Source organism: Streptomyces sp. NPDC059009 (genome assembly GCF_042740175.1).
Taxonomy (GTDB): domain Bacteria; phylum Actinomycetota; class Actinomycetes; order Streptomycetales; family Streptomycetaceae; genus Streptomyces.
Genome location: NZ_JBHYJB010000013.1, coordinates 190532 through 200712, shown reverse-complemented (window position 1 = coordinate 200712; position 10181 = coordinate 190532). Strand labels below are relative to the sequence as shown.

Sequence of the window (10181 nt, the reverse complement as noted above, 5' to 3'; positions counted from 1 at the left end):
GCGGTATGTCCGCCCGCAGTACAGCACCCCACCCACCCCAGTACTCATGAACTCGTCCGGCGCCCCCGGCTTTTCGAGGACGGACATACCGCCGCGTCCCCACCCCGACCCACCCACCGGCCCGCACCCGCACCCACGAACCCGCACCCACGAACCCGCACCCACGAACCCGCCCCGCCCCCTACACCGCACCAGCCCCCGGCGCCAACGCCCCCCACCGCACCGTCACTTCCCCCCGCCCCCACTCCTCCCGCCGCCCCTCCACCGGCCACACCCCCGCCACATCCGCCACCGCCCGCACCCACCGCTGCCGCACCCCGTACGCCGCATACGGGGCCGCCGCAGCCCACGCCCGGTCGAAGTCCCGCAGGAACGCATGCACCGGCTCCCCGGGCACGTTCCGGTGGATCAGCGCCTTGGGCAGCCGCTCGGCCAGGTCCGAAGGCCGCTCGAGAGAGGCCAGCCGCGCAGCGAACGTCACCGTCCGCGGCCCCTCTGGCCCCAGCGCCACCCACACATGACGCCGCCCGATCTCGTCGCACGTGCCCTCCACCAACAGCCCGCCCGGCGCCAGCCGCCCGCACAGCCGCTCCCACACGGCCGCGACCTCAGCCTCCTCGTACTGCCGCAACACATTCGCGGCCCGAATCAACAACGGCTGGGCGCCCCCGCCCAACGGCACCTCGAACCCCCCATGCCGAAAGCTCAGCCCCTCCCTCTCATAGGGCCGCGCCCCCGCCACCCGCTCCGGGTCGATCTCGACGCCGACGACCCGCACGCGCGGCGCCACCGTCCGCAGCCGGAGCAGCAGCTCGACCGCGGTCCAGGGCGCCGCCCCGTATCCGAGGTCCACGGCCACCGCCCCCGCGCCCGCCCGCCGCAGCACCCCACCGTGCCGCGTGGCGATCCAGCGGTCCATGCGCCGCAGCCGGTTCGGATTGGTGGTCCCGCGTGTGACCGTCCCCACGGGACGGGAGGAGGAGCGGGGAGCCATGGAAAGAGCGTAAGCGTCCCGGGTGGCAAGCCCTCACAAGCGTCCCGGGCGATACGCCCCCGCAAGCGCCCCGGACGGCAAGCCCTCACAAGCTTCCCGGGCGGTACACCCCCACAAGCACACAAGCATCCCGAGCCGTAAGTCCTCGCAAGCGCTCCGGCGGGCCCCCAAGGCAACGGTTTGGCAAAGTGGAAATGGAGGGCGACCTTCCGGTGTTCCGACTGTGTAGAGGGTCCCGTACGCCCTCCCCGAAGTCGTGCCATCAAGGAGGACCGCCAGGTGAGCCAGTACGTGACCAGGCTCGGCCGTCGCTCCCAGGCGACCCTGGGCGCCCCGGGCAGGCTCCGCATCCCCGGCGCGAGCCGCCCGCCCCGCCGCCCCCGCCGTATCGCGATGCTCAGCGTGCACACCTCTCCGCTCCACCAGCCCGGCACCGGCGACGCGGGCGGCATGAACGTCTACATCGTGGAGCTGGCCAAGCGCCTCGCCGCGATCAACATCGAGGTCGAGATCTTCACGCGCGCCACGACCGGCGCCCTCCCGCCCGCCGTCGAGCTCGCCCCCGGCGTCCTCGTACGACATGTGGACGCGGGCCCGTACGAGGGGCTCGCGAAGGAGGAACTGCCCGCTCAGCTCTGCGCGTTCACGCACGGGGTGATGCAGGCGTGGGCCGGTCACCGCCCTGGCTACTACGACCTGGTCCACTCCCACTACTGGCTCTCCGGCCACGTCGGCTGGCTCGCGGCCGAGCGCTGGGGCGTGCCCCTCGTCCACGCCATGCACACCATGGCCAAGGTGAAGAACGCCGCGCTCGCCGCGGGCGACACCCCCGAGCCCGCCGCCCGCGTCATCGGCGAGACACAGATCGTGCGCGCCGCCGACCGCCTCATCGCCAACACCTCCGACGAGGCCGACGAGCTCGTACGGCACTACGAGGCGGACCCGGGGAAGGTCGCCGTCGTGCACCCCGGGGTCAATCTCGACCGCTTCCGGCCCTTCCCCAAGGGCTCCGACGAGCTCCGTCCAGGGGAGGCATCGTCCGCGCGGGCCGCAGCGCGCGCCCGCCTCGGCCTGCCGCAGGACGCGCTGATCCCGCTCTTCGCGGGCCGCATCCAGCCCCTCAAGGCCCCCGACGTCCTCCTCCGTGCGGTCGCGGTCCTCCTCGACCAGCGCCCCGAGCTGCGCGGCCACATCGTCGTGCCCGTCGTCGGCGGCCCCAGCGGCAGCGGCCTCGCCAAGCCGGAGGGGCTGCAGAAGCTGGCGGCACGGCTCGGGATCGCGGACGTCGTGCGGTTCCAGCCTCCCGTCGGACAGGAGCAGCTCGCGGACTGGTTCCGGGCGGCCTCGGTCCTGGTGATGCCCTCGTACAGCGAGTCCTTCGGGCTCGTCGCGATCGAGGCGCAGGCGGCCGGGACCCCGGTCCTCGCGGCCGCCGTCGGCGGGCTGCCCGTGGCGGTGCGCGACGAGGTGACCGGCTTCCTGGTCTCCGGGCACGAACCGGCCCACTACGCGCGCGTGCTGCGCGACTTCGCCGACCATCCACAGCTTGTGGACCGCATGGGCCAGGCCGCGGCCCGGCACGCGCAGTCCTTCGGCTGGGACACCGCGGCCTCGGCCACCGCCGACGTCTACACCGCCGCCCTGCACGATTTCCGCCGTCACGTACGCTCGCACCATGGCTGAGCAGGCGGACGTGAAGGCTCCGGGCCCGGGCCCGAGCGCGATCATCGAGCAGACCCTGACCGGCGCCGAGCTGGAGTGGGAGAGCCCCGAGCCCGGCGCCTACGTGGTGAAGCTGCCGGGCACGCGCAAGCTCTCCACGACGCTCTCCCTCAAGCTCGGCCGGCACTCCCTGTCCCTGAACGCGTTCGTGATCCGCCACCCGGACGAGAACGAGGGGGCGTTCCACCGCTGGCTCCTGGAGCGCAACCTCCGCCTCTACGGAGTGAGTTACGCCGTCGACCAGCTGGGCGACGTCTACGTGGCGGGCAAGCTCCCGCTCGCCGCGGTCACCCCGGACGAGCTGGACCGGCTTCTCGGCTCCGTCCTGGAGGCGGCGGACGGCTCCTTCAACACCCTCCTTGAGCTCGGTTTCGCGAGCGCCATCCGCAAGGAGTACGCGTGGCGGGTCTCGCGCGGCGAGTCCACGCGCAACCTGGACGCGTTCACGCACCTGACCCAGAAGCCGAGCAGCTAGCCCTCCGACGGTCTCCTCAACACCCCGTCTGCGCAACCCCTTTCGGCGCACGGCGGGGTCTGGCATGCTCCCGCCCATCGCTTACGTGAATCACGTTCACATCCATGAAAGTGAGGGCGGCAGTATGCGGAACCCCGGCAGACGCACGGTGATCGGCGGCGCCATCGCTGTGGCGGCCGCCGCGGCGACCGGCTCCACCCCGGCGCAGGCGACCGAAGCCACCCCTTCCCAGGCGACCGAAGTCACCCCTTCCCGGCGCCGCCCCCAGGGCCGGGCCCGCCCCGCCCATCCCCAACCCCCCACCCTCTGGCGCGAGTTCACCGCCACCCCCTACACCCACCCCCAGATCCCGTACATCGGCAGGGCAGGAGCCCGCACCGGCACCCGCACCCTGCCCCGCCGCCCGGTCGTCGCGAACGTCCTCGACCACGGTGCCGACCCCACCGGCGCCCGCGACTCCGCGCCCGCGATCAACCGTGCCCTCGCCGTCGCCGGACGGGCAGGCGGGGGCACGGTCCTCGTCCCGGCCGGCACCTACCGCGTCGACGACGTCATCCGCATCGCCCACGACCGCGTCGTCCTGCGCGGCGCGGGCAGCGGCCGCACCACCCTCCACGCCACCAAGAACCTCACCGAGCTGATCGGCGTCTACGGCTCCCGCTACGGCGGCGACAAGTCCAGCTGGTCCTGGGCGGGCGGCCTCATCTGGCTCTGCCCGCAGGCGCGTTGGGACTCGCTCACCGCCGCCATCAAGAACAAGGAGTGGCCCTTCGAGGGCTGGACCGGCAACAAGCGCGACGCATGGAAGCCCCTCACCGCCGTCGCCCCCGCCACCCGCGGCTCCTGGGCGGTGACGGTCGCCGACCCGGCACGACTGCGACAAGGAGACCTCGTCCTGCTCCGCCTCGCGGACGACGCGGACCACACGCTCCTCCAGCACATGGCGGGCGGCGGCCCCGGCCCCGAGGCGTACACCTGGGCCGACAAGACCAAGCTGACCTCGTACGTCCCCTACGAGTGGCCCGTGCGCATCGCCTCCGTACGCGGCCGGAAGGTCACCTTCGAGCGACCGCTTCCGCTGGACGTCCGCAAGGAGTGGCAGCCTCAGCTCACCACCCACGTAAGAGCCCTCTCCGGAGCGGGCGTCGAAGGGCTCACCCTCGAAGCCGTGGAGACCCCGCAGTCCCCGCACCTCCTGGACAAGGGCCACAACGGCGTCGCGTTCCAGTGCGCGTACGACTGCTGGGCGGACGACATCACGGTCCGGCACGTCGACAACGGCTTCGGCCTGGTCGCCGCCTCCGCCTGCACGCTGCGCAACACCCGCGTGGAGGGCCGGGGTTCGCACCACCCGTACTTCTGCCGGGAGGGCTCGCACGACAACCTCGTCGAGGACTTCACGATCGCGCGGCGCACGGTCCCGGCGCCCGCGAACACCCAGCTCCACGGCATCAACGTCGAGGGCCTGTCCTCGTACAACGTCTGGTCGCGCGGCCGGATGGAGATGGGCACCTTCGACAGCCACCGCGGACTGCCGTTCGCCAACGTCCGCACGGACATCACCGTGAACAACAACGGCCGCCACGGCGGTGACGCGTCGGCCGGCCCTCTCTTCGGTGCCCGCTTCACGCACTGGAACATCCGCGTCACCAACGAGCGCGCGGGCCTCATGAAGATCGACGGCCTCGCGCCCTACAGCGCCACCGTCGGCCTCAACGAGGTGCGCGAGTTCGACCAGATCGACGTCCCGGACTTCACCGGCGACCTGCACAGCAGGCTGGAGGCGTACGGGACCCCCGTGCCCGTACGCCCCCGGAATCTGTACGAGGCCCAGCGCGCTCTCAGGCGCTGAGCTCGACGGCAGAGGCGGCAGAGGCGGCAGAGGCGGCAGAGGCGGCAGAGGCACCTACAGGCGCCTCCTCCACGGCGGCCTCCTCCACGGCGGCCTCCACCACACCGGCCTCCACCACACCGGCCTCCTCCTCCGGCAGCTTCCGCATCAGCCCCCAGTACCCGGCCGCCGCCACCGTCCCGATCACCGCGCAGCCGCCCCACAGCCACTCCGGCCCGAACCGGTCGATCACGGCGCCCGACATCAGCGGCGCGACGAGACCGGCCACGGCCCACGACAGGGTGTACATGCCCTGGTAGCGCCCGCGTCCATGGGTCGGCGAGAGCCGGACGACGAGACCGGTCTGCGTCGGTGCGTTGACGATCTCGGCGAGCGTCCATACGCACACCGTCAGGGCGAAGGCGCCGACCGAACCGGCGAAGGCGGTGAGCCCGAAGCCGTATCCGGCGACGATCGACGACACCACCAACAGGCGCTGCGGGTCCCGGTGTTCGATGAAGCGGGTGACCGGGATCTGCAGCGCGACGATCAGGACGCCGTTGACCGCGATGGCCATGCCGTAGTCGGCGGGCGTGAACCCCGCGTGCCCCATTGCCACCGGCAGTCCCACCGACCCCTGCTGGAAGATCAGCGCGACCAGGAACGACAGCCCCACGACACCCATGAACCGCCCGTCCCGCACCACGGTCCCGAGCCCCACCTCCGGCTCCCCGCCCGCCTCCGACGTGTTCTTCTCCGGCCGCGACTCGGGCAGCTTCACATACACGACGATCGCGCACGCGAGCGTCATGGCGGCCTCGATCAGGAACCCGGCGCGGTAGCTGTACGAGGCGATGAAGCCCGCGCCCGCCGAGGAGACCGCGAAACCGAGGTTGATGGCCCAGTAGTTGAGCGAGAACGCCCGCACCCGGTCCTCGGGGCGCACGATGTCGGCCATCATCGCCTGCACGGCCGGGCGCGAGGCGTTGCTCGCCATCCCGACCAGGAAGGCGGCCCCGGCGATGGCCACCGGGTGCTCCATGAAGCCGAGCAGCGCGACCGAGCCCGCCGTGGAGGTCTGCGCGATGAGCAGCGTGGGCCGCCGCCCCAGCCGGTCGGTCAGCACGCCGCCGCCGATCGAGGAGACGACGCCGCCGAGCCCGTGCAGCGCGGCCACGAGCCCCGCGTACGTCGCCGAGTACCCCCGCTCCAAGGTCAGGTACAACGCCATGAAAGTGGCGACGAAGGCCCCGAGCCGGTTGACCAGAGTGCTCGTCCACAGCCACCAGAAGTCCCGGGGCAGCCCCGAGACGGACTCTTTGGCGGCACGTCTGAGCGAGGCGACTGACATGAGTGCGTTCCCCCGGGTGATGTAAGTGGCTCGTTAGATGAACGCAACTTACGGTCCGGCCAGGGACCAAGGCCACTGGATTGACGACCACCGTCAATCGGCGGGGAACAGAAGGGTCGATTAGGCTCGGGCCCATGGCCGACGCACCGTACAAGCTGATCCTCCTCCGCCACGGCGAGAGCGAATGGAACGCGAAGAACCTGTTCACCGGCTGGGTGGACGTCAACCTGAACGAGAAGGGCGAGAAGGAGGCGGTCCGCGGCGGTGAGCTGCTCAAGGACGCCGGCCTGCTCCCGGACGTGGTCCACACGTCGCTCCAGAAGCGCGCGATCCGCACCGCGCAGCTGGCGCTGGAGTCCGCCGACCGCCACTGGATCCCGGTCCACCGCAGCTGGCGCCTGAACGAGCGCCACTACGGCGCCCTCCAGGGCAAGGACAAGGCCCAGACCCTGGCCGAGTTCGGCGAGGAGCAGTTCATGCTCTGGCGCCGCTCGTACGACACCCCGCCCCCGCCGCTGGACCGCGACGCCGAGTACTCCCAGTTCGAGGACCCGCGCTACGCGACGCTCCCGCCGGAGCTGCGCCCGCAGACGGAGTGCCTGAAGGACGTCGTCGTCCGCATGCTCCCGTACTGGTTCGACGGCATCGTCCCGGACCTGCTGACGGGCAGGACGGTCCTGGTCGCGGCCCACGGCAACTCGCTGCGCGCCCTGGTCAAGCACCTGGACGGCATCTCCGACGCCGACATCGCGGGCCTCAACATCCCGACGGGCATCCCGCTCTCGTACGAGCTGGACAGCGACTTCAAGCCGGTGAAGCCGGGCGGCACGTACCTGGACCCGGACGCGGCCGCGGCGGCGATCGAGGCGGTCAAGAACCAGGGCAAGAAGAAGTAGCCCGACCCGCAGGACACCGCCACCCCCTGATCCGCACGCCTGGTGCGGGTCAGGGGGTGGCTGCGTTGGAGACGCCTTGGGCGAGTTCGCCTGTGGTGTTCAGGATCCAGTGGCCGAAGCTCGTGGGGGCTATCAGGACTCCGAAGACGAGCACGACAGTCGCGGTCATGACCGCGTCGCTCCGCTTCCGGGCCAACGGGCGTCTGCGCACCAGGAAGAAGATGATGACGGCCAGCAGAACCGCGAGGTCCATCGTGAGTACCACTGGCTGTCCTCCCGTCAGGTAAGAGCATCCCTCTTTCCTGTGTAGCGTGAACTGACTTGCGTGACCGCCCAGTTACCCATGGTTGGCGCCAAAACGCTCCTGCCGGGCCGGATCGGCGTACTGGCTCAGCGGGTGAAGTTCAGGTACTGCCAGGCGCCGTGCGTCGTCGAGTTCACGTTGTCGCCCGAGGTGCCGTTCACGTACGACGAGCGGATGCGCGCGCGGATGCCGGAGCGGCCGGGAGCCTCCAGGCGGACCACCGACGTGCCGTCCGGGCCGAGTTTGAAGTACTCGGAGCCGGTGGCGTGCCACGCGCGGTCGTCTCCGTAGACCTGGATCTCGAAGCGCTGCTTGCGGCCCTTGTAGTACGTCATCTTCGTGCTGAGCACCGGGTCGGTGTTCTTGTGGAAGTAGTGGTACTTCGTGGCGCCGATCCTGCCCGTCTTGTAGTGCTTGGAGACGGAGCTGGAGATCCTGGCCTTGGCGTACGCCGTGGACGTCGCCTTCTTGGACTCCGAGCGGGCGTCTCCGGAGAAGGCGGCGGTCACCTTCGTGTCGCGCTTCATGTCGACCGTGGCCGACAGGTTGCCCGCGGAGTTGACCTTGCCCTTCTTGACCAGCTTGGTGGGCTTGTCGCCGCCGTAGGGGTCGGCCCAGATCTCGACGGTGCGGTTCTTGTAGGTCTTGCCGAGGTGCGCGGTGAAGGAGACGTCGGCGCCGTAGCCGTAGACGTTGCCGTTCTTGTTCAGGGTGAGGGTCGTCCTGGAGCGCGCGACCGCCACCGTGGCCGCACCGGAGGCCGCGGCCCGCTGGGCGTTGCCCGCGTACGCCGCCCTGTACGTCACCTTGTCGCCCGCGGGCGGGGAGTCGGTGAACGAGAAGGAGCCGTCCGCCTTGGTCTTCACCGGGGGCAGCGCCTTGCCGCCGGGGGACTCGACGTCCGTGCGCGTCACGGCCAGTTCGGTCCCGGCGGGCAGCGGCACGGTGTCGCTGATCTTGCCGGAGACGGTGAGCGGCTTGGCCCGCGGGGCCTTCGCCGGAGCCTTCACCGTGAGCGTGGGCAGGGACTTGGCGGGGTCGGCCAGACCGCGCAGCGTGTACTTCCCGTACGAGTTCACGGACACCGCGAAGACCCGGCTGCCGTCCGGCGCCCACGCCAGCGCGGCCGGGACCAGGGTGTCGGCGCCGGAGGTGTTGCCGGTGTTGGGGAAGTCGTACTGCCGCACGGGGGTCTTCACGCCCGGCTGGTAGATGTGCACGTCCGGCTCGTACCAGGAGTCGGTGCCGCCCGCGACGGTGCCGTCCGGGGCGATGTCCACGGCGTTCGGATACGGCTCCGTGGGGTACTGGCTGACCTGGTGCAGGTCCTTGGCGGAGTACACCGGGAACGAGTAGCCGTTCCCGTCGCCCCAGGTGGTCAGCACCTGCTCCCCGTCGGGCGTCAGGTCCAGCTGCTTGAAGTTGCCGGTGACGTTCTTCGAGGTGCGCAGCGCGGGCTCGGCGCCCGAGATGTCGTACACCGCGATGTCGGCCCAGGTGTTGCCCTGCTCACCGGCCACCAGGAGCCCCGGCTGCTTCGGGTCCGCGCCGAGCAGCGGCACCCCGTCCCAGGTGACGCCGGTGCCCTGGCCGGTCTGCACGACGGGTTCGGCGCCGGAGGTGTCGAGTGAGCCGATGCCTCCCTTGTAGCCGAACCACACCTTGCCGCCCGCGGTCTCCAGGGTGGCGGGACCCTGCGCGCCGGCGAGGTCGTAGCTCGCCGTCTGCGTGTACGTGGCGGTGTCCACGGAGACGATGCGGTCCTTGTCGGCGACCGCGGCGAACACCTGGCCGGAGTCCGCGGACAGCGCGAGGCCGTCGACGCCGGGCAAGCCGGTGACGGTGCCCTGGACCGCTCCTTCGTAGTCCGTGACGACGATCTGCCCCACGGACGGGTCGGAGACGTAGACCCGGCGGTGGACGCCGTCCACGGCGATGTCGCCGACCGAGGAGACCGGCAGCAGTTCGGCGGAGTCCGCCGCGGCGGCCGGACCCGCCGCGCCCGCGACCAGCGCCGCGGAGCTGAAGAGGACCGCGAGCGCCGTCGCGGTCGAGATGGTGCGCGTACGTGTACGCATGGTGATGTGGCCCCCCACAGGCACAGTGAATCCCGGGCGGCCGACTGCGCGCCCGGGGCATGACCCCCCGTTCCAGCGCTGAGGTTAAGGCATTCCTGTGACAGTTGTGGAGGAAGTTTCACAGGAGCCGGGAGTGCCGTGGAGCCTGAAGTCCCGCGCGCGCGTGCGCCGTTGATGCGCCCCGCCCCAGTGGGCATGAGATGGGCAGTAGGCAGTACGTCTTCGCAGTACGCCTTCGAGGAGGAGACCCCCATGGCCGAGTCCCCCACACCCGATTTCACCCCCGAGCAGCCCATAGAAGTCGCGGAGTTCCCCGCACTCGTCCTGCTCGGCGCCTGCGGCTGCGGCTCGGGCTGCAGCTGCGGCTGCCAGTCCGGAGCGCCCTGCCAGTGCGGCGGCTGCTGCGGCTGACGCGACGACGGCGGTACGACGGCGTGGGGCCCCGCACGGATCCGTGCGGGGCCCCACGCGCGCGTACGCGCGTACGAGAGCTATGACGGCTCAGGCACCCTCGACGCTCAGGCGCCCTC

General features: G+C 71.2%; 9 protein-coding genes. 5 read left to right on the top strand and 4 right to left on the bottom strand.

The features are described from left to right. Positions 1-181: 181 nt before the first annotated feature. Positions 182-994, bottom strand: a complete 813-nt coding sequence (locus tag ACFWYM_RS16080) for a class I SAM-dependent methyltransferase (RefSeq protein WP_384836237.1) — start codon at positions 992-994, stop codon at positions 182-184. 279 nt (positions 995-1273) lie between these two features. Here ACFWYM_RS16080 and mshA point away from each other — a divergent pair, with 279 nt between their 5' ends. The 3 genes from mshA (at position 1274) to ACFWYM_RS16065 (ending at position 5043) form a co-directional block, all read left to right on the top strand. After that, on the top strand, positions 1274-2677 hold the full coding sequence (gene mshA / locus ACFWYM_RS16075) for a D-inositol-3-phosphate glycosyltransferase (RefSeq protein ID WP_384836234.1): 1404 nt from the start codon (positions 1274-1276) through the stop codon (positions 2675-2677). Continuing rightward, positions 2670-3191, top strand: coding sequence for a YbjN domain-containing protein (locus ACFWYM_RS16070; protein ID WP_384836231.1), 522 nt, complete (start codon positions 2670-2672; stop codon positions 3189-3191). The genes mshA and ACFWYM_RS16070 overlap by 8 nt, the downstream gene beginning before the upstream one ends. A 124-nt stretch (positions 3192-3315) precedes the next feature. Next, a complete protein-coding gene (locus ACFWYM_RS16065) occupies positions 3316-5043 on the top strand; it encodes a glycosyl hydrolase family 28-related protein (protein WP_384836228.1) in 1728 nt (575 codons plus the stop codon). Here the strand turns inward: ACFWYM_RS16065 and ACFWYM_RS16060 are convergent. Then, the gene (locus tag ACFWYM_RS16060) at positions 5033-6373 is read right to left on the bottom strand and encodes an MDR family MFS transporter (RefSeq protein ID WP_384836225.1); all 1341 of its coding nucleotides are present in this window, start codon (positions 6371-6373) and stop codon (positions 5033-5035) included. The genes ACFWYM_RS16065 and ACFWYM_RS16060 overlap by 11 nt on opposite strands. A 134-nt stretch (positions 6374-6507) precedes the next feature. Between ACFWYM_RS16060 and ACFWYM_RS16055 the strand changes: the two genes are divergently transcribed. Beyond that, positions 6508-7269, top strand: coding sequence for a phosphoglyceromutase (locus tag ACFWYM_RS16055; protein ID WP_384836222.1), 762 nt, complete (start codon positions 6508-6510; stop codon positions 7267-7269). A 49-nt stretch (positions 7270-7318) separates the two neighbouring features. Here the strand turns inward: ACFWYM_RS16055 and ACFWYM_RS16050 are convergent, their stop codons facing one another. Further along, positions 7319-7522 carry a hypothetical protein gene (locus ACFWYM_RS16050; protein WP_384836218.1) on the bottom strand — a complete coding sequence of 68 codons (204 nt, stop codon included), beginning with the start codon at positions 7520-7522 and terminating at the stop codon, positions 7319-7321. 137 nt (positions 7523-7659) lie between these two features. After that, on the bottom strand, positions 7660-9651 hold the full coding sequence (locus ACFWYM_RS16045) for a YncE family protein (protein ID WP_384836215.1): 1992 nt from the start codon (positions 9649-9651) through the stop codon (positions 7660-7662). Between the two features lie 252 nt (positions 9652-9903). On the opposite strand from ACFWYM_RS16045, the gene ACFWYM_RS16040 reads away from it, so the two are divergent. Then, the gene (locus ACFWYM_RS16040) at positions 9904-10062 is read left to right on the top strand and encodes a hypothetical protein (RefSeq protein ID WP_384836212.1); all 159 of its coding nucleotides are present in this window, start codon (positions 9904-9906) and stop codon (positions 10060-10062) included. Positions 10063-10181 lie beyond the last annotated feature (119 nt).

Coding starts and splice junctions, on each gene's coding strand:
- ACFWYM_RS16080 (WP_384836237.1), bottom strand. CDS start 994: ATGGCTCCCCGCTCCTCCTCCCGTCCCGTGGGGACGGTCACACGCGGG.
- ACFWYM_RS16070 (WP_384836231.1), top strand. CDS start 2,670: ATGGCTGAGCAGGCGGACGTGAAGGCTCCGGGCCCGGGCCCGAGCGCG.
- ACFWYM_RS16065 (WP_384836228.1), top strand. CDS start 3,316: ATGCGGAACCCCGGCAGACGCACGGTGATCGGCGGCGCCATCGCTGTG.
- ACFWYM_RS16060 (WP_384836225.1), bottom strand. CDS start 6,373: ATGTCAGTCGCCTCGCTCAGACGTGCCGCCAAAGAGTCCGTCTCGGGG.
- ACFWYM_RS16055 (WP_384836222.1), top strand. CDS start 6,508: ATGGCCGACGCACCGTACAAGCTGATCCTCCTCCGCCACGGCGAGAGC.
- ACFWYM_RS16050 (WP_384836218.1), bottom strand. CDS start 7,522: ATGGACCTCGCGGTTCTGCTGGCCGTCATCATCTTCTTCCTGGTGCGC.
- ACFWYM_RS16045 (WP_384836215.1), bottom strand. CDS start 9,651: ATGCGTACACGTACGCGCACCATCTCGACCGCGACGGCGCTCGCGGTC.
- ACFWYM_RS16040 (WP_384836212.1), top strand. CDS start 9,904: ATGGCCGAGTCCCCCACACCCGATTTCACCCCCGAGCAGCCCATAGAA.